The organism is Faucicola sp. SE7633 (assembly GCF_059264685.1).
In genome coordinates this window covers 64,720-85,175 of the sequence record NZ_JCADBW010000006.1, presented here as the reverse complement: position 1 = coordinate 85,175, position 20,456 = coordinate 64,720, and the positions used below count along the sequence as shown (strand labels likewise).

Annotated in this window: 15 protein-coding genes and 1 tRNA gene; all 16 read right to left on the bottom strand. The window is 49.8% G+C overall.

Annotation, left to right across the window (positions count from 1 at the left end; all coding sequences use genetic code 11):
* Window positions 1–122: 122 nt before the first annotated feature.
* Complete coding sequence (gene rpoC / locus AC5L4R_RS03900) at window positions 123–4,352, bottom strand: DNA-directed RNA polymerase subunit beta' (protein WP_494472764.1); 4,230 nt, start codon at window positions 4,350–4,352, stop codon at window positions 123–125.
* Window positions 4,353–4,433: 81 nt separating this feature from the next.
* Window positions 4,434–8,552, bottom strand: coding sequence for a DNA-directed RNA polymerase subunit beta (rpoB, locus tag AC5L4R_RS03895; protein WP_494472763.1), 4,119 nt, complete (start codon window positions 8,550–8,552; stop codon window positions 4,434–4,436).
* A 493-nt stretch (window positions 8,553–9,045) separates the two neighbouring features.
* Window positions 9,046–9,423, bottom strand: coding sequence for a 50S ribosomal protein L7/L12 (gene rplL, locus AC5L4R_RS03890; RefSeq protein WP_494472762.1), 378 nt, complete (start codon window positions 9,421–9,423; stop codon window positions 9,046–9,048).
* A 63-nt stretch (window positions 9,424–9,486) separates the two neighbouring features.
* Entirely contained in the window at window positions 9,487–9,996 is a 510-nt protein-coding gene (gene rplJ, locus AC5L4R_RS03885) for a 50S ribosomal protein L10 (RefSeq protein WP_494472761.1), read from the bottom strand.
* Window positions 9,997–10,265: 269 nt separating this feature from the next.
* Window positions 10,266–10,964 (bottom strand): 50S ribosomal protein L1, encoded by a 699-nt coding sequence (gene rplA / locus AC5L4R_RS03880; RefSeq protein WP_494472760.1) that lies wholly within the window; start codon window positions 10,962–10,964, stop codon window positions 10,266–10,268.
* Window positions 10,964–11,395, bottom strand: a complete 432-nt coding sequence (gene rplK, locus AC5L4R_RS03875) for a 50S ribosomal protein L11 (RefSeq protein ID WP_067058503.1) — start codon at window positions 11,393–11,395, stop codon at window positions 10,964–10,966. Before rplK ends, rplA begins: the two co-directional genes overlap by 1 nt.
* Window positions 11,396–11,605: 210 nt before the next feature.
* Window positions 11,606–12,136: a transcription termination/antitermination protein NusG gene (nusG, locus tag AC5L4R_RS03870; RefSeq protein ID WP_494472759.1), complete on the bottom strand. Its 531-nt coding sequence runs from the start codon at window positions 12,134–12,136 to the stop codon at window positions 11,606–11,608.
* Between the two features lie 120 nt (window positions 12,137–12,256).
* Window positions 12,257–12,730: a preprotein translocase subunit SecE gene (gene secE, locus AC5L4R_RS03865; RefSeq protein ID WP_494472758.1), complete on the bottom strand. Its 474-nt coding sequence runs from the start codon at window positions 12,728–12,730 to the stop codon at window positions 12,257–12,259.
* A gap of 315 nt (window positions 12,731–13,045) precedes the next feature.
* Window positions 13,046–13,121: transfer RNA gene (locus AC5L4R_RS03860), tRNA-Trp, on the bottom strand.
* Between the two features lie 74 nt (window positions 13,122–13,195).
* Window positions 13,196–13,738: a DUF2726 domain-containing protein gene (locus AC5L4R_RS03855; protein WP_494472757.1), complete on the bottom strand. Its 543-nt coding sequence runs from the start codon at window positions 13,736–13,738 to the stop codon at window positions 13,196–13,198.
* A gap of 142 nt (window positions 13,739–13,880) precedes the next feature.
* Window positions 13,881–15,161 carry an SPOR and LysM peptidoglycan-binding domain-containing protein gene (locus tag AC5L4R_RS03850; protein WP_494472756.1) on the bottom strand — a complete coding sequence of 427 codons (1,281 nt, stop codon included), beginning with the start codon at window positions 15,159–15,161 and terminating at the stop codon, window positions 13,881–13,883.
* 98 nt (window positions 15,162–15,259) lie between these two features.
* A complete protein-coding gene (locus tag AC5L4R_RS03845) occupies window positions 15,260–16,561 on the bottom strand; it encodes a bifunctional folylpolyglutamate synthase/dihydrofolate synthase (RefSeq protein ID WP_494472755.1) in 1,302 nt (433 codons plus the stop codon).
* Window positions 16,562–16,684: 123 nt separating this feature from the next.
* Window positions 16,685–16,834 carry a hypothetical protein gene (locus AC5L4R_RS03840; RefSeq protein ID WP_494472754.1) on the bottom strand — a complete coding sequence of 50 codons (150 nt, stop codon included), beginning with the start codon at window positions 16,832–16,834 and terminating at the stop codon, window positions 16,685–16,687.
* A gap of 44 nt (window positions 16,835–16,878) precedes the next feature.
* Window positions 16,879–17,808, bottom strand: a complete 930-nt coding sequence (gene accD / locus AC5L4R_RS03835; RefSeq protein WP_494472753.1) for an acetyl-CoA carboxylase, carboxyltransferase subunit beta — start codon at window positions 17,806–17,808, stop codon at window positions 16,879–16,881.
* 47 nt (window positions 17,809–17,855) lie between these two features.
* Complete coding sequence (gene trpA / locus AC5L4R_RS03830; protein ID WP_494472752.1) at window positions 17,856–18,683, bottom strand: tryptophan synthase subunit alpha; 828 nt, start codon at window positions 18,681–18,683, stop codon at window positions 17,856–17,858.
* A 230-nt stretch (window positions 18,684–18,913) separates the two neighbouring features.
* Window positions 18,914–20,140 carry a tryptophan synthase subunit beta gene (trpB, locus tag AC5L4R_RS03825; RefSeq protein WP_494472751.1) on the bottom strand — a complete coding sequence of 409 codons (1,227 nt, stop codon included), beginning with the start codon at window positions 20,138–20,140 and terminating at the stop codon, window positions 18,914–18,916.
* Window positions 20,141–20,456: the final 316 nt, after the last annotated feature.

The following is a 20,456-nucleotide window of genomic DNA, read 5'->3' as shown; positions in this document are numbered from 1 at the left end:
AACAATCAGCGCATTTTACCCTAAAAATTGGTGTATTTCATCGTATGACTTGGCATCGGCAAAGTTTTTGCCACAAAAAAGGCTGGCATTACGCCAACCTTTTTTTTAGTTACCTAACAATCTTATGGCTGCGACTGATTAAACTCTTCAGCAAAGCGGTCATCAAAGTCACTAAACGCTTGTTCAGGGTCTGCCTGTGCGGTGATTGGATCAAGCGCGATCATGGCAGCATCTTGCTCATTTTCGGTCACCACGTCTGCGCTGTGCTGGCGTTGGTTGTGGTATGCCAGACCTGTGCCCGATGGCACCAAACGTCCGACCACAACGTTTTCTTTCAAGCCGCGTAGGTCATCGACTTTGCCCGTTACCGCCGCTGCTGTCAAGACACGCGTGGTTTCTTGGAACGACGCCGCCGAGATAAAGCTTTCGGTTGCCAATGACGCTTTGGTGATACCCAATAGCAAACGCTCAAACTTGATTGGGAATTTGTTTTCCGCGTTGAGTTTGGCATTCATAGCAACAATGTCTGCATACTCGGCTTGGTCGCCTTTGAAGTAGCTTGAGTCACCACCATCGACGATTTCAACTTTACGCAGCATTTGGCGAATAATTACCTCAATGTGCTTGTCGTTGATTTTTACCCCTTGTAAGCGATACACCTCTTGCACCTCATTGACAATGTAATTTGCCAATTCGGTTTCGCCTTTTAAACGCAAGATATCGTGTGGGTTTTGTGGACCGTCGGCAATCACCTCACCGCGCTCGACACGTTCACCTTCAAAGACGTTGATTTGACGCCATTTTGGAATCAATTCCTCATGCACTTCACCATCATCGTTGGTGATGACAAAACGGTTTTTGCCTTTGGTGTCTTTACCAAACGATACCACACCGCTCATTTCTGCCATAATGGCATGGTCTTTCGGGCGACGCGCTTCGAACAAGTCAGCAACGCGTGGCAAACCACCCGTGATGTCTTTGGTACTGGTCGACGCTTGTGGCACACGCCCAAGTACCGAACCGACTTCTACCTGCTCACCTTCACGCACGCGTAAGATGGTTTGTGGTGGCAAGAAATAGACGACTTCTTTGCCATCGGCAGTGTCTAAAACGATTGCAGGGCGCAAGTCCTTACCACTTGATGGGCGGTCTTTGGTTGCCAAAATCTCATACGAGCTCATACCCGTGGCTTCATCAATTTTCAGCGTAGCGGTGATGCCATCAGTGATGTCGTTGAAGCGTGCGGTACCCGACACCTCGGTGATGATTGGGTGGGTATGCGGATCCCATTTAGCAATCACTTGTCCCGCTTCAACGGCGTCGCCGTCGTTGATATTGACCGATGAACCGTAAGGTACTTTATAACGCTCGCGCTCACGTCCTAGCTCGTCGGTAATGCTAAGCTCTGCTGAACGTGATACCACAACCAAATAGCCATCGCTGTGCTGCACAGTTTTGAAGTTTTGGAAACGAACCGTACCGCCTTTGTTGACCTGAATGCTGTTCTCAACCGAAGCCGAGCTTGCCGCACCACCCACGTGGAATGTACGCATGGTCAGCTGTGTGCCTGGTTCACCGATTGACTGCGCTGCCATAACACCCACAGATTCACCGATATTGACACGGTGACCACGCGCCAAGTCACGGCCGTAACACTGCGCACACACGCCATACGGTACTTCACAGGTGATGACCGAGCGCACCCAAACTTCGTCGATACCGTGCTCATCAAGCACGCGCACCCAACGTTCATCCAATAAAGTACCTTCTGGAATCACGACTTCTTGTGTGGTGTTTGATACCACATCACGTGCTAGCACACGACCTAACACACGGTCGCCTAGTTGCTCGATGATTTCACCACCTTCAATGTGTGGTTTCATGAGCACACCTTTGTCGGTACCACAATCGGTTTCAGTGATCACCAAATCTTGTGCAACGTCAACCAAGCGACGGGTCAAATACCCTGAGTTGGCGGTTTTGAGTGCGGTATCTGCCAAGCCTTTACGCGCACCGTGGGTTGAGATAAAGTACTGCAATACGCTCAAACCTTCACGGAAATTGGCTTTAATCGGGGTTTCGATGATTGAGCCGTCTGGTTTTGCCATCAAACCACGCATACCTGCCAACTGACGAATCTGTGCTGCACTACCCCGTGCACCTGAATCCGACATGATGTAAATTGAGTTAAAGGATTTTTCCTTCTCTTCTTCACCATCACGGTTGATCACGGTGTCTTGGGACAAGTTTTCCATCATCGCTTTGGCGATTTGGTCGTTGGTACGTGACCAAATATCAATTACCTTGTTATATCGCTCGCCTGAGGTCACAAAACCTTGCTCAAACTGGCTTTCAATTTCACGCACTTCAGCATCGGCAGCTTCGATAATCGTGGCTTTATTGGGTGGAATGACCATGTCTTCCATACCAATCGATACACCCGATAGCGTCGCTTGGGCAAAACCAAGATACATCAATTGGTCAGCGAACATGACGCTGTCCTTAACACCCATTTTACGGTAGCATGAGTTAATCAAGCGTGAGATGTTCTTTTTGCTCATCTCTTTATTAACTTCATCAAAGCTCATACCTTTTGGCGTGATGTTCCAGATCAAGCAGCGGCCTGCTACCGTGTCAATCATACGATGGCTAACGCTGGCATTGCCCTCGTCATCAAAGCTGGTTTCTGCCACGCGCACACGGATTTTGGCATTGACGCTCAATTCACCTGTGCCTAACGCACGGTACACTTCCTCAACGTTGGCAAAAGTCATGCCCTCGCCTTTGGCATTGATGTGTGAACGGCTGATATAGTACAAGCCCAATACCACGTCCTGCGACGGTACGATGATGGGGTCACCGTTGGCAGGCGATAGGATGTTGTTGGTAGACATCATCAACGCGCGTGCCTCAAGCTGCGCCTCTAGGGTCAAAGGCACGTGCACTGCCATTTGGTCACCGTCAAAGTCAGCGTTGAACGCGGTACATACCAACGGGTGTAGCTGAATGGCTTTACCTTCAATCAATACCGGCTCAAACGCTTGCAAGCCCAAACGGTGCAGTGTTGGCGCGCGGTTGAGCAAAACAGGGTGCTCGCGAATCACGCTGGCTAGCATATCCCACACAGCAGGCTCTTCACGCTCAACCATTTTTTTGGCAGCTTTGATGGTGGTTGCGATGCCGTTTTGTAGCAGTTTGGCGTAAGTAAATGGCTTGAACAATTCCAGCGCCATTTTTTTTGGCAAACCACATTGGTGCAAACGCAGGTATGGACCTACGGTGATGACCGAACGCCCTGAGTAATCCACGCGTTTACCCAATAGGTTTTGACGAAAACGCCCTTGCTTACCTTTAATCATATCGGCAAGTGATTTAAGTGGGCGTTTGTTGCTACCTGTGATAGCGCGACCACGGCGACCGTTATCAAGCAGTGCATCGACAGATTCTTGCAACATGCGTTTTTCATTGCGCACGATAATATCTGGTGCGTTGAGCTCAAGCAGGCGTTTTAGACGATTGTTACGGTTGATGACACGACGATATAAGTCGTTCAAATCCGAGGTCGCAAAACGTCCGCCTTCAAGCGGTACTAAAGGACGCAAATCAGGTGGCAACACCGGCAACACCGTCATGACCATCCACTCAGGCTTGTTGTTTGAATCGCGGAAGGATTCCAACAATTTCAAACGTTTTGACATTTTTTTGAGTTTGGTTTCTGAGCCTGTGTTGGGAATTTCTTCACGCAATTGATCGATTTCTAGGTCGATATCGATATCACGCAGCAGATCTTGCACGGCTTCTGCGCCCATTTTGGCGGTAAAGTCATCGCCAAATTGCTCCAATGCCTTAAAGTAGTCTTCATCATCAAGCAGTTGGTATTTTTCTAGCGTGGTCATACCAGGGTCGGTAACCACGTAGCTTTCAAAATACAACACGCGCTCAATATCACGCAATGTCATATCAAGCAACAAACCAATACGGCTTGGCAATGATTTTAAGAACCAAATATGTGCCACGGGGCTGGCAAGCTCAATATGCCCCATACGCTCGCGGCGCACTTTAGCTGTGGTGACTTCTACACCACATTTTTCACAGATGATGCCTTGGAATTTGCGGCGTTTGTATTTGCCACATAGACACTCATAATCTTTGACAGGGCCAAAGATTTTGGCACAAAACAGACCGTCACGCTCAGGCTTGAAGGTGCGGTAGTTGATGGTTTCTGGTTTTTTGACCTCACCATATGACCAAGATTTGATGGTATCGGGTGATGCCAAAGAAATTTGAATGCTGTCAAATTCTGGATTACCAGATTCGATAGACGTTTTCATGTTACCTAATAAATCTTTCAAATGACTTCTCCATGGTAAGCAGGACGGCAACACGATGTTGCCAACCTGCATGGGTTACGATTGTCGCATCACACTACTAAATTAGGCTTTATTTTTGCTGTGGTCTTTTAGCTCAATGTTGATACCCAACGATTTGATTTCTTTGGTCAAAACGTTGAAGGATTCAGGCATACCCGGTGCCATGTTTTGCTCACCATCAACGATGTTTTTGTACATACGCGTGCGACCATCAACGTCGTCAGATTTAACGGTAAGCATCTCTTGCAAGGTATATGCCGCGCCATACGCCTCAAGCGCCCACACTTCCATCTCACCAAAGCGCTGACCACCAAACTGCGCTTTACCGCCCAGTGGCTGTTGGGTCACCAACGAGTAAGAGCCCGTTGAGCGCGCGTGCATTTTGTCATCCACCAAGTGGTTGAGCTTGAGCATATACATGTAGCCAACGGTGACAGGGCGGTCAAACTGCTGACCTGTGCGGCCATCAAACAACACCTGCTGCCCACTGGTTGGCATGTCGGCAAGCTCAAGCAAGCCCTTGATTTGGTTCTCTTTAGCGCCGTCAAACACAGCCGTACCCATCGGCACACCTGCGGTCAAGTTTTTTGACAAGCCGATGATTTCATCATCATTTAGGCTATCCAAGTCCACGGTTTCACCGCCGATTTGGTTATAAATTTTGTCCAAAAACTCGCGCAATTCTGCCACCGCGGCTTGTTGTTTGAGCATACGGTCGATTTTCTCACCCAAGCCTTTGGCCGCTCCGCCCAAGTGGGTTTCCAAAATCTGACCAACGTTCATCCGCGATGGTACGCCCAGTGGGTTTAGCACCACATCCACAGGATTGCCGTTTTCATCGTATGGCATGTCTTCAATCGGCATGATGCGTGAAACCACACCTTTGTTACCGTGACGGCCTGCCATTTTGTCGCCCGGTTGGATGCGACGTTTAACGGCTAGATAGACCTTGACGATTTTTTGCACACCGTGGGTCAGATCATCGCCTGTGGTCAGTTTGCGTTTTTTCTCGCTAAATTTATCGTCGATTTCTTTTTGCTTATCGCTCAAGAATTCACCGATTTGGCTCAAACGGTCGGCGATGTCCTCCTGCGTTGGCTGAATATCCAGCAAGGTGTCCATCGTCATGTCCTGCAACATGGCTTCGGTCAGCTCAGTGCCTGATTTCAGCCCAGCGCCACCGCTCACACTTTGCCCTGTCAATAGACCAATAATGCGGCCTCTTGCGGCATTTTCAAAGATGCGTAGCTCTTCTTTTAGGTCTTTGCGGTAGCTATCTAGCTGGGCTTTTTCAATCGCCAAGGCGCGGCTGTCTTTTTCTAGCCCATCACGGGTAAAGACCTGCACGTCAATCACCGTGCCTTTGGTACCCGATGGCACGCGTAGCGAGGTGTCTTTGACGTCAGCAGCTTTTTCACCAAAAATTGCGCGCAGCAATTTTTCTTCTGGTGTCAGCTGGGTCTCACCTTTTGGCGTTACTTTACCCACCAAAATATCGCCGCCCTCGACTTCTGCCCCGATATACACGATACCTGCTTCATCAAGGTTTGCCAGTGCCGCCTCACCCACGTTTGGAATATCGGCGGTGATTTCTTCTGTGCCCAATTTGGTATCACGCGCCACACAGGTCAATTCTTGAATGTGGATGGTGGTGAAACGGTCATCGCGCACCACACGCTCAGATAGCAAAATCGAGTCTTCAAAGTTGTAGCCATTCCACGGCATGAATGCCACGCGCATGTTTTGACCCAGCGCCAACTCACCCAAGTCGGTTGAAGGACCATCCGCCAAGATGTCACCACGCGCAATCACGTCGCCTAAATTGACGATAATGCGCTGGTTGATACAGGTGTTTTGGTTGGAGCGTGTGTATTTGACCAAGTTATAAATATCAATACCTGCTTCACCTGCGGTCATCTCATCTTCATTGACGCGCACGACGATACGGCTGGCATCAACGTCCGCAATCACCCCGCCGCGCTTGGCAATCACGCACACGCCAGAGTCACGTGCCACGTGACGTTCCATGCCCGTACCCACCAGCGGTTTATCCGAGCGCAAGGTAGGCACGGCTTGACGTTGCATGTTTGATCCCATCAACGCGCGGTTGGCGTCATCATGCTCCAAAAACGGAATCAAGCTTGCCGCAACCGACACAACTTGGCGCGGTGATACGTCCATGTGGGTGACCTTGTCGGCAGGCATGCGCACAAATTCACCATAGTTACGTACCATGACGTACGCTTCACTCAAATTGCCATCGCTATCCATCGGAGAGTCGGCTTGTGCAATCACCGTGCCCACTTCTTCAATCGCTGATAGGTACTCGATGTCATCGGTGACTTTACCGTCAATCACTTTACGGTATGGGGTTTCTAAAAAACCGTATTCATTGGTTTTGGCAAATACCGCCAACGAGTTAATCAAACCGATGTTAGGACCTTCAGGCGTTTCAATCGGGCACACGCGGCCATAATGGGTTTGGTGGACGTCACGCACCTCAAAGCCTGCGCGCTCACGCGTCAAGCCACCTGGACCTAGCGCCGATACACGGCGTTTGTGGGTGATCTCTGACAACGGGTTGTTTTGATCCATGAACTGTGACAGCTGGGATGAACCAAAGAATTCTTTAATCGCCGCGGCAACAGGTTTTGAATTAATCAAATCCTGTGGTGACAAATTGTCCGTTTCTACCGCGCTAAGCCGCTCTTTCACCGCACGCTCCACACGCACGAGGCCTACACGGAATTGGTTCTCAGTCATCTCACCGACCGAACGCACACGGCGGTTACCCAAATGGTCGATATCATCCACCACACCGCGTCCGTCACGGATATCAATCAAGGTTTTAAGCACATCAACGATATCTTGATTGGTCAAAACGCTGCGCTCGCGCTGTACCTCTGGATCGTTAGACGGCTCAAACGCACGGTTCAAACGGCGGTTAAACTTCATGCGACCCACATTTGACAAGTCATAGCGGTCAGCGTTGAAGAACAACGACTCAAACAGTTTTTCAGCCGTTTCTAATGTTGGTGGCTCACCGGGGCGCATGACTTTATAAATCTCAATCAGCGCTTCTTCACGCGTGGTCGCGGTATCCGCGCGCAAGGTATCTGCGATGTATGAACCGTGGTCGATATCATTGGTAAACAACAAATCAAACTCTGCCACATCGCCTTGGCTGATTTTGACCAAAGTTTCGTGGTCAATCAACTGATTGGCACGCGCCACCACATCATCCCCCACGATGACATCTTGCGCCAAAATGCGTTCATACAAGTATTCATCGGGCACAGGCAAGCGCGTCATACCTGCTTGCTCGATTTTGCGGATTGCGCGCGCATTGATGCGCTTACCTTGCTCGACAATCACCTCCCCATCGGGTGAAGTGATATCAAACTGTGCCATTTCACCGCGCAGACGTTCTGGTACTAAGTCAATTTCAAATTGCTCAGCGCCTTTGTACACGCGCACTTTGTCATAGAAGGTATCCAAGATTTCTTGGTTGGTCATGCCGATGGCGTGTAAAATCACCGTGGCCAATAGCTTACGACGACGGTCAATACGCGCGAACAACAAATCTTTGGCATCAAACTCAAAGTCTAACCATGAGCCACGGTAAGGGATGATACGCGCGTTATACAATACCTTGCCGCTTGAATGTGACTTGCCCTTGTCATGGTCAAAGAACACACCAGGTGAGCGGTGCAGCTGAGACACGATCACGCGCTCAGTACCATTGATAACAAACGTACCGTTCTCAGTCATCAACGGAATTTCGCCCATGTAGACGCTTTGTTCGCGAATATCTTTAATTGCGGCCTTGCTGTCTTTGTCCTTGGCATCTTTGTCTTTGATGACCAAGCGGATTTTGACACGCAGTGGCGCAGCATACGTAGAGCCGCGGGTGATACATTCACGCACATCAAATTCTGGTGCGCCCAAGTAATACTCAACAAATTGTAGCTCAGCGTTGCCCGTGTGGCTTTCAATCGGGAAAATTGAGGTAAACGCGGCTTGTAGACCGACGTTCTCACGGCTTTTGGGCTTTTTGTTTTCTTGCAAAAATTGCTCATACGAGTCCATCTGGATTGCCAACAAATAAGGCACGTCCATAACCGTGGGCAATTTTGCAAAACTTTTACGGATGCGTTTTTTTTCAGTATAAGAGTATGCCATTCACAATCCTTAAACAGTTAAAGCCAAGAGATTTCAATGCGTACCATGCTGCTAATCACTGCTTGCAGACGGCTGTGCATTGAATAAAAAGTAGGTCAGCCTTGCGCCAATATCACGATGGTTGCCTAGTCCTAGGCGCGTAATTTTGCGTCAAAGCCTTGTCGAATCATGCCGCTGGGTGTATGATACGCAAAATAACGCAACAAAAATAAACACAGTATGTAACAAAAACGTGTAAACGACAAAAAGCCAAATACCTGCCAAGGTATTTAGCCCAGCGTACTGCTACTTACAAGATGCGTTAGCGTGCATACAGCCATCATGTCCTTTTTTACGCTGCTAGATTGCGCCTAGAAAATAGTCACAGGTCTAACACGCAAGGTCAAGATTGTCAGTATAGCAAAAAAAAACCAGTAAGGCAAGCCCTACTGGTTTTTGCTTTTGCCTGCTGATGATGCGATGCAACCCATCGCCCTCAGCATTTCGTCTAAACTTATTTAAGCTCGACTGTTGCACCAGCGTCTTCAAGTTTTTTCTTAAGCTCTTCGGCTTCAGCTTTGCTAACGCCTTCTTTAACCGCTGATGGTGCGCCTTCAACCAAGTCTTTGGCCTCTTTCAAGCCAAGGCCAGTGGCTTCACGAACCGCTTTAATCACACCAACTTTCTTATCGCCGAATGAAGTTAGCATGACGGTGAAGTCGTCTTTTTCTTCAGCCGCTGCGCCACCACCTTCACCAGGTGCAGCCACAGCAACCGCAGCCGCCGCTGCAGATACGCCGAATTTTTCTTCCATTGCTGAGATAAGCTCAACAATTTCCATTACCGTTTTTTCTGCGATTGCGTCAAGGATTTCTTGATTGCTCAATGCCATGATAAATATCCTAAAATATGCTCAAATAATTGAAAAAGTTTGTAGTACCCAATAAGCCACGATTTAAGCGGCTTCGCCACCTGCTTGCATTTGGTCGCGCAAGGCTGCCAAGGTACGTGCCAATTTGCCTGCGGCTGCTTCTTTCATCGTACCCATCAAGCGTGCGATTGCTTCCTCGTAAGTTGGCAACGTCGCTAGGCGGTCGATTTGGTTGGCAGCGATAAATTCACCACCAAACGCTGCGCCTTTGACTTCAAATTTGTCATTGGCTTTGGCAAACTCTTTGAACAAGCGTGCGGCTGCACCTGGATGTTCTTTTGAGAATGCAATCAGCGTAGGACCGACAAATACGTCATTTAACACGGCATATTCGGTATCTTGCAACGCACGGCGCAACAATGTATTACGCACGATACGTACTTCAACACCCGCTGCGCGCGCGTCTTTACGTAGTTGGGTCATTTTGGCAACTGTCACACCACGTGCGTCAGCCACCACAGCAGACAAGGCAACTTGGGCAGATTCAGTTACTTCAGCAACAATCGCTTGTTTGTCTTGAAGATTTAATGCCATGGGTTGTCTCCATTTTATTATTGCTCGCAAAAACTTAGCAATAATAAGCCTTGTTAAACAGCCCATCACCCTGCTGGACGACGGACTATCAGGAATACGGCGTTAATTGCTTAACCAACCGTCTGCGTAGGCTACCTGTGAGGTAATTAAACAAGTCAGGGTGTAACCCACTCTAGCTTGAACCTACGGTCTTAGACAGCACAACCCGTTGTGCTGCGCTAAATACTGCCAACCGCACACATCGCAGTCAGCAAAATCATTGCATCAAATTATGCTGGACGATAAGGCATTGGGTCGATTTCAATCCCCGGACCCATGGTGCTGGTCAAGGTGATTTTTTTGATATAAATGCCTTTTGAAGTGGCAGGTTTGGCACGTTTCAAATCGTTGATTAGCGCACGCGCGTTTTGTTCGATTTGATCAGCGCTAAAACCCACTTGTCCGATAGTGGTGTGGATAATACCTGCTTTATCGACACGGTATTGTGCTTGACCTGCTTTGGTATTGCGCACCGCTTCAGCAACGTTTGGGGTCACTGTGCCCACTTTTGGGTTTGGCATCAAACCACGTGGACCTAAGATAGTACCCAATTGACCCACCACACGCATAGCGTCAGGTGAAGCAATCACCACGTCAAAATCAAGGTTACCTGCTTTGATGCTCTCGGCGAGGTCATCAAACCCCACAACGTCCGCACCAGCCTCTTTGGCAGCGTCCGCAGCAGCCCCTTGAGCGAATACGGCAACGCGTTTGGTTTTGCCCGTACCTGCTGGTAAGTTGGTTGCACCACGTACCACTTGGTCAGATTTACGCGGATCGACACCCAAGTTTACGGCAATATCAATCGATTCTTTGAATTTTGCAGGTGGCAAGCTGTTTAGAATCTCAACAGCCTCTGCCAAGGTGTATTGCTTGGTTTCGTCAAAGCGCTCAGCGATTGCTTTTTGGCGTTTGGTAAGTTTTGCCATTACACGCCCTCCACTTCAATACCCATTGAACGCGCTGTACCTGCAATGGTACGCACCGCGGCTTCGATTTCTGCTGCGGTCAAATCTGCGTCTTTGGTTTTGACGATTTCTTCTAGCTGCTCGCGATTGACTTTACCCACTTTGTTTTTGTTTGGTACGCCAGAGCCTTTTTGGATGCCTGCTGCTTTACGCAACAAGAATGCCGCAGGTGGCGACTTCATGATGAAGGTAAATGATTTGTCGTTGAAAACGGTAATTTCAACAGGAATTGGCAAGCCAGGTTCCATGCTTGAGGTCGCAGCGTTGAATTCTTTACAGAACGCCATGATGTTCACACCCTTTTGACCCAATGCAGGGCCGATGGGTGGTGATGGATTGGCTTTACCTGCTGGCACTTGCAGCTTGATATAGCCGTCAATTTTCTTAGCCATGATAGACTCCAATAGATGGGTACAAACGCCGCTAGGCTCCCCGTTTAGCGTACGCCAGTTAAAGGCTTATATAGCCTGCCTGCGCACTAAAAGGCAAATATTATAGCCAAAATTGCATAAAACGCAAGTAAAAAATCAAGTAAAAATGCACCCAAGCGATTTGCCCAATGCGCGCAGGCATGGCACACCCAAAATCGGCTTGATGGCAAATTAGCTGAGTTTTTCTACTTGGTTAAATTCTAGCTCAACAGGCGTTGGACGATTAAACACATTTACGGTCAGCTGCAAGCGTGATTTTTCGTAATCGACTTTTTCAACCAAACCACGAAACTCGGTAAACGGCCCGTCAATGACCAACAGCTCTTCACCCGGCTCAAACAAGGTTTTGGGGCGTGGGCGATTTTCGCTGCTGGTCAGGCGGTTTAAGATAGTCTCGGCTTCTTTTGGTGTGATGGGCGCAGGATTTTCGGGCGTGCCACCGATAAAGCCCATCACGCGTGGGCAGTCTTTGACCAAGTGCCATGTGTTGTCGTTCATATCCATTTCAATCAGCACATAACCTGGAAAAAACTTACGCTCACTTTTGCGTTTTTTGCCATCGCGCATTTCAATGACTTCTTCGGTTGGTACCAAGACTTGCCCAAACGCGTCTTGATACTCACTGCGCTTGATACGCTCAATCAATGAACGCTGCACTTGTTTTTCAAAACCTGAAAACGCCTGTACGATATACCAACGCATAGCCTGTGTCCTATGTTTTACCAAAAAAAATTTTTAATCTCACGCTGCTTTGTATGCTGAGCAAAATCAGGATAAACAAAAACCCACCGAGGCGGGTTTTTCGTAGCAATCGCAAGTAAATTAGCCAATAATTGCACGGATAATCGCGCTAAATGCCATATCCATCAGCCACACCAGCAGTGCCAATAAGCCCGTCATCACCACCACTTGCCACGTGTAATGGGTCACCTCAGCTTTGGTCGGCCAAGTAACGCGGCGCAGCTCCACACGAGAATCCGCGAGCAAGGTTTTAAACGCACGCCCCTGCTGGGTCCAAGCAAGGCACAGCACGGCAAATACAATCAGCCCAGTAATGACCGCCACCCGTGTCCACACACTGCTGGCAGGCTGCCAATATTGTGGCAAATACGCATTGGTTAAGGTCGCAGCAATCAAGGCTGCAATCGCTATCACCCAAAGCAGGATATCTTTGGGCGATGATTGTTTTGCCAGGGTAATGGCAGCATCAGGCTGGCTCAGCGCACGCTTTGCCGCTGGGCTAGAAAACTGATCGCCCGTCATGGCTGCGAGTTTATTTTCTAGCATTTTTTTCATGAATCAATCTCTAACTTGAACGCCGCTTATTACCATCTTACGGTTTTATCAATTTACCACGCGGCTCAACTCACGGTATGTTTATGCCTAAAACGTTTGTGTGATAATTTGGTTATCTACTGCTATTATATTTGGTTTGTATTGACCCATCAGGTGGTGGCAACATCGGCTATTTGTGCCACAGATTACAACCCTTAGGTGACAAACACTAAGACAGACGTTTTAGATAGGCAAAATCAGCAATTTAATGAACGGGCGATGATAATTGACCCGTCTATTAAGCTTGATAGTGCATAAGCTTGATAATGCCAAGAGTGGCAGGCGATGAGGGACTCGAACCCCCAACCCTCGGTTTTGGAGACCGATGCTCTACCAATTGAGCCAATCGCCTTTGGTGGTTGAGAATCCGTATTATAGCGATTTTAACACTGAATGCAACTGTTTTTGCAAATTATTGTTAAATCATTACACGCTTGGCATGGCATCATACAACGCTTGGCGCAGCAGTGGTGTGCTTGGCAATGCGGTGCAATCAAAGCGTATAATCGGCACGCCTGCGCTGGTGAGGGCTTTGTCTTTTTTTTGGTCTTGTTGTTGGCGTTTGGGCGTGTGGTGTGTCCAGTCATCAAGCTCGATGGCAAGCAGCACGCGCTGGCCGTCCGTATCGACAATGACGTAATCGACACTCATGCGACAAATGCGATTAAACCAAAATGCGGCATTGACGCTGGCATCATCAATGGGTGCGATAATACGCGACAGTTGCACTTGGCTAAAAATCAAGTATTCGGGCAGGGCTTGTTGGAGCTGAACAAAAAACGCCACTTCGGTGTTGGTCATCAGTGGCATGGGTTTAAATGGCCATACGGCAAGTTCATCGCCTTTGATAGGTCGTTTGGGATGTGCGTTGCTGGTACGAGGACGTGGCGATACAGGGCGGTTGAGCCACAACAACCACCCCACGGCCAAAAACGCCACTATCATGATGGCGGTAACTGTCTGACTCATCGTAACACCTTGTTTGGCTCACCCATAGGGTGAACGGATTGGCTGAATTGAGGTGTTATTATTGCGAGGCTGGCAGGTGGGTGCAAGTATGCTGCGCACTTATGCGACAGAATATGACGCTTAACACACGCTTAAGCGTGGGCTACCAATACAGTACCCAGCCATTTTTGGCATCCACACGCGGGTCGGCGTTGATTTTGTCTTTGAGTGCCAAGGCCGCTTCTTTGCCCGTTTCAGGGCCAACCACAACGCGCACGCCGCGACTGGTTTGGCTGGTTTTGACCTTGTAGCCTGCGGCTTTGAGTTCTTTGACGATGGCCTCGGCGCGGTCATCATCGGCCGCTAAAGCGACTTGCACGCCAAAGTTGCCTTTGGCATCGTTTTCTTTGACATTGCGCCGTGCTTCGCGAAGTTTTTGCTGTGCGGCGGTAAATTGCTCACGCTGTTGCTGTTTTTGTTCGGCTTCGCGTTGTTTGCGTGCTTGTTCTTGCTCGGCCTCACGCTTGAGGCGTTGTACTTGCGCTTGTGAGGGGATTTTGAGCGTTTGTCCTGCGCGTAGCTGTCCGTTGGCAGGCAAGTCGTTGGCAGCGGCAAGCACGGATGTTGGCATGTCATAGCGTCGGGCTAGGCTGATTAAGCCTTCACCTGTTTTGACTTGGTGCTGGTCGGGGCGCGCGGTATTACTGGCGGTGGTGGTCTCGGTTTGTTTGGGGGTTTCTGGCTTACGGTTGGGTTTGCTGGCGGCTTTATCCGCTGTTTGTTGGGTTGATGGCTTGGGGCTTGCTGCTGCCACGATGGGCGCAGGTTCGGCATTAGCCGACGGTTTGGGGGGCGATTGCGGCGGCTTTGGCGGTTCGGTCTTTGGGTTTGACTTTACCTGATTGGCCTGCACGCTTGGGCGCGGTGTTGGTTCGGATTTGGCAGTGTTAGCAGGCTCAATCACCTCAACCACTTCAACGCGCCGTGGGGTGACGACAGGACGGGTCACGGTGGCGGCGATGTTGGTGTTTTGGTTGGCGCTTGTGGTGTGGGCAGGTTGGTCGCTGGCTGCGCTGGCAGCTGGCGCGGCGGTGTTGGTGGTGCGCTGAAGGTAGCGTTCGTTTTCAGCACGGCTACGCGCCAGGGCTTCGGCTTCGATGCGCTGCTGCTCGTTGAGGTACTGCTGAGCGGCACGTTCTTGCGCGGCAACTTGGGCTTCGCGTTGGCGCTGTTTTTCAACCAATAAGCGTTGTTCGGTCGCCGCATCGACGGTCAAAGGCTGATTGGCATTGATGGCCGTTTGGCTCACCACAGGTACATCGGGGGCTTGTACAGCGGTGGGCGTGTCATCGTTTTGCAAAATTTGATGCACGGTGGCGTATAGCAGCACACTACCGCCAACCATCATGGCTGCGCTAAGCAAGATTTGTTTAGAAAATTTCATCACGCTACCTTATTGTCATTGTACCATCGCGGCAATTTTTGCCCAAAAAATAAGCAATTATAAACACAAGCCCTGACTAAGCTCAACCACACACGCGTTTAAACGTGCGCCAGCGTTTTTAACACATCGCCGATGGTATGAAACGAGCCACAGACCAGTACGAGGTCATCGGTATGGCTGTTTGCCAAAGTGGCGTAAGTGGCAGCGGCTAAGTCGTCAAACACGGTCGCAGGTACAGTAAAATGGTGACCAAGTTTATTTTGTAATAATTGTTTGTCTGCCGCGCGTGGGTTGGCAATCACACCGCTAAACACCTGCACAAAGGGCAACGCTTGCAAATGCTGCAACACACTGTCGATGTCTTTATCAACCAACATCGAAATGATTAGATATAGCTGCGCGTTGGGATGGGCGGTGCGATATGCTTGCCAGTATGGCACAAATTGGCTGAGTAAAAAAGTCATGCCGTGTACGTTGTGCGCCACGTCAAACACCCATTGTCGCCCGTCTAGTTGCCGACGATCAAAACGCCCTGCCAGCTGCACCTGCGGCAAGGCATGCGCGATGTGCGTGCGCGTGATGGTCAAATCGCTTGCCAACGCAGCAGTGATGGCGGTCGCGGTATTGTGTTGCGACAAATTGGGCAGCGGCAATGCCAAGGTCACGCCTGCTTGGCTGTAGTGCCAGCTTGTCGCGCCCTGCTCGCTGCTGTAGTCATAGTCCTGTCCATATTGCAGCACGCGCGCGTGATGCTTGGCAACAAGCGCTGGTATGGTCGTCGGCATATCAGCCTCGCCATACACCAGCGTGATGTCATCGCGCAAAATCCCTGCTTTTTCTACACCAATTTGCTCACGCGTATCGCCCAACCACTCAACATGGTCAATGCCAATATTGGTGATAACCGCCAAATTGGGGTCAATGATATTAACCACATCCAGCCGCCCACCCAAGCCAATCTCTAGCACCCAAACATCGCACTCTGCTTCGGCAAAAATCAGCATGGCGGCAAGCGTCGTCATCTCAAAAAACGACAACGTCAAACCGCACGCCAACCGCGCTTGCTCCACGCGATACAACGCTGCGACCAATGCCGCATCACTCACCATTTGCCCATTGATTTTGATACGCTCATTAAATACCAACAAATGCGGCGACTGGTACAACGCGGTTTTGTAGCCTGCCTGTTGGCAAATCGCTGCCAGTGTTGCTGTCGTCGAGCCTTTGCCATTGGTGCCAGCAACAGTAAACACATACGCGCTTGGCTGCCCGATATTCAATGCCTCAAACACCGGCAACACGCGCGACAAGCCTAGGTCAATCGCTGATACATGAATGCCAAACACATAATTGAGCCAGTCGTCAAGGCTGTCTTGGGCGGTTAAAGGTCTATTTTGCATGGTAGGTAGGCTCGCTGAATTGTCTTTACTAAACTAAATTAAACTAAGTTATCTTTGAATCATGGTTATCTTTGACTCATGCTAAAAGCTAAAAAAATGCCTAAAGCAAATCAACAGCAACGGTCAAAAAAACACCAGCGCTGGCAAACGCTGGTAATCCCAACCTCTTTTGTGGCCACCTGTTTTAAAAATCAGCTGGGCTGATTCAATGGTTGTTGGTAAAACGTCAGCTTGCTCAGCAAACGATAAATCGTATCTTTCAAGCGCTGGCAAACGCTGGTAATCCCAACCTCTTTTGTGGCCACCTGTTTTAAAAATCAGCTGGGCTGATTCAATGGTTGTTGGTAAAACGTCAGCTTGCTCAGCAAACGATAAATCGTATCTTTCATCTGATGGCGATGCACCACTTGGTCAATCACGCCATGCTCGGCCAAAAATTCGGCACGTTGAAACGGCTCGTCAAGCACCTCGCGCACGGTTTGCTCAATCACGCGCTTGCCAGCAAAACCAATCATCGCCTTGGGCTCTGCCAATTGGATATCACCCAGCATGGCCAAACTTGCCGTCACGCCACCGTAAACAGGATTGGTCAGCACGACCAAATACGGCACGTGCGCTTGTCTGAGCTGCTCAATCGCCGCCGCCGTGCGTGCCATCTGCATCAAGGACAACAAGCCCTCTTGCATCCGCGCCCCACCCGACGCAGCAAAACACACCAGTGGTATGCGCCGCGCCAACGCAGTTTTGGCCGCCAAGACAAAACGGTCTCCGACCACCGAACCCATCGAGCCGCCCATAAATCCAAAATCAAACGCACACGCCACCAGCGCCAAATCGCGCACACGCCCTGTCATAGCAAGCAGCGCCTCGCTTTCACCAGTTTTGGCTTGTGCCTCATGTAGCCGCTGCGGATAGGGCTTGCTATCAATAAAATCCAACGGATCGCCTGTTGTCAATGCGCTGCCCAACGTTTCGCCGATATCATCAAACAACCATTTTAGCCGTGTTTGTGCTGACATCATCAAATGCTCATCGCAATGCGGGCAGACATACGCATTAAAAATCAGCGCGGTGTTGGTGATGACCGCATGACAATTTGGGCACTCGGTTGATGGTTCGGTTTCAACCGCGGTCAAAACGACTTTGGTTTTGGGCTTGACGGTGGGTAATGGACGGGTCAGCCATGTGCCTGCCAAATCATCGGATTGGGCAGAGGTGTCGGTGGTTGGTGAGGTGGTTTGGTTCATATCGGGTGAAAACTTGGCTAAAAATTGGCAACACAAAAACAATAGGCTTATGAATTGGGCGTGAGGCTGTCCAACGCTTGGCGCAACTCATCCATTTTTGCCAACACGCGCTGTTTTGCCGCTGCGATTTTATCGGTATCATGACCAACCTCGGCAAATTGACGCACCAGCTCGCTACCAACAATCACCCCATCGGCGTATTGCCCAATCGCCTTAGCGGACTCACCGTCACGAATACCAAACCCCACACACACGGGCAAGGCGGTTTGCGCTTTGATTTGCTGCACCTGTGTGCCAACCTCGGCGGTGTCCAATGCCTTCGAGCCGGTCACGCCTTTGACGGATACATAATAAATGAAGCCACCGCCGTGCTGCAAGACTTGCTGACGACGCTGCGGCAAGGTGGTTGGCGCAAGCAAAAAGATTTCATTCATCTGGGCGTTGGCAAGTTTTTGGGTAAAGTTGCCTGCTTCTTGTGGCGGCAAATCCACCATCAATACGCCATCCACGCCTGCCTCTTGGCACAAGGCAATAAAGTTGTCATAGCCCAAAATCTCAACGGGATTTAAATACCCCATCACAAGAACAGGCGTGTGTTGGTTGGTGGTGCGAAACTGCTTGATGATATCCAACGCTTGGCGCGTGCTTGTGCCGCCAGTCAGCGCGCGCTCACCTGCCAGCGCGATGGTTTCGCCATCTGCCATCGGGTCACTAAACGGCAAGCCGACTTCGATGACATCTGCACCGTGCGCCACAAGGTCATGCAGTAGCGTCACGGTAACGCTTGGGTTTGGGTCGCCTGCCATGATGTAGGGAATCAAGGCTTTTTTGTGTTGGGTTTTTAAGGTGTTAAAGGTGGTTTCAATTCGGGTCATAATACACTCGTTTTATCTACCGTGAACCTGTAATTTTAGGGTATATTTTAAGTAATCTGTTAGATTTATTTAAATGTTTCTACAGCTATTTTGTGTCCGTTAAAGCCTGACAAAACCGTTGCGTTAAGACCAACTTGCGCGTACGCAAGCACTCAACGCTAAGACAAGCCTAACACACACTAACTAAGGCCGCCCCCTTTTAGGGAAGAAAGCTGCCAAAAATTAGCGGCTTAAATCTGGATGCCTTCATGCTGCATGACGGTGTGCAAATCCTTATCCCCTCGCCCTGACAAATTTACGATGATCGACTGGTGCGGCTGCATGGTTTTGGCAAGCTCTAAGGCGTAAGCAACCGCGTGTGAGCTTTCAAGCGCAGGGATAATACCCTCTTTGCGCGTACATTCTCGAAAGCCATGCAACGCCTGTTCATCGGTGCAACCCACATACTGCACGCGATTGACATCTTTTAAAAAGCTATGCTCAGGCCCGACACCGGGATAGTCTAGCCCTGCTGATATCGAATGCGTCGCCAAAATTTGCCCGTCATCATCCGCCATCAAATACGTGCGGTTACCGTGCAACACGCCCACGCGCCCTGCCGCCAATGGTGCTGAGTGCATACCCGTCTGCAAGCCATGGCCGGTAGCCTCCACGCCATAGATTTTCACCGATTCATCGTTGAGAAAATCATAAAACAGCCCAATCGCATTGCTACCGCCACCCACACACGCGACCAGCGCGTCGGGCAGTTTGCCTGTTTTTTGTAAATGTTGGCGTTTGGCTTCTTTGCCGATAATCGCTTGAAAATCACGCACCAGCAATGGGTATGGGTGCGGGCCTGCCACCGTACCGATGACATAATACGTCGTATCAACGTTGGTCACCCAGTCGCGCATGGCTTCATTCATCGCATCTTTGAGCGTGCGTGAACCCGATGTGACAGGCACGACTGTCGCACCCAATAGACGCATACGGTACACGTTCATCGCTTGGCGTTCGACATCGTCCGCGCCCATGTACACCACACACTCTAGCCCCAATCGCGCCGCAATCGTTGCCGTGGCGACACCGTGCTGACCTGCGCCCGTTTCGGCAATAATACGTTTTTTGCCGACCATTTTGGCAAGCAAGGCCTGCCCGATGGTGTTATTGACCTTGTGCGCGCCCGTGTGGTTCAAATCTTCACGCTTTAAGTAAATCTGCGCGCCGCCAATCTCATCGCTTAGGCGTTTGGCGTGATACAGCGGCGTGGGTCTGCCGACGTAATTGACCAAATCGTCTTGAAACGCCTGCCAAAAGTTTGGGTCGGCCTTGGCGGTGTGATAAATACGCTCAAGCGATTCTAAAGCCGCCATTAAGGTTTCAGACACAAAGCGTCCGCCATGAATGCCAAAATGGCCGCTGGCATCGGGGAATTGGGCAAAGTCTTTGACTTCGGTTGGGTTTTGTATGTTCATGGGTTTTCCTACAGTGGTTTGATATGAACGACAAGGCACAAATTGGCTGGCTTGAATTACGGGCTCATGGGTCAAAAAAGGCGGATGTGGATGCTTATCAGCGCCAGCGCTTAGACGCGCAGGTCATTTTGTGATTGCGTCATGGTGTGATATCCATAATGTCAAATGCCGTTTAAATAATGGGCAAATCACTTTTTATTTAACCAAAACATCCGTCATCGGCGATAGTGTGCTGTGCTGTACTACTGGTTTTTCGTGCCATTCGGACACGTCTTTTTTAACCAAATCGCCTGTGGCATGGCTGCATGGCGTGATA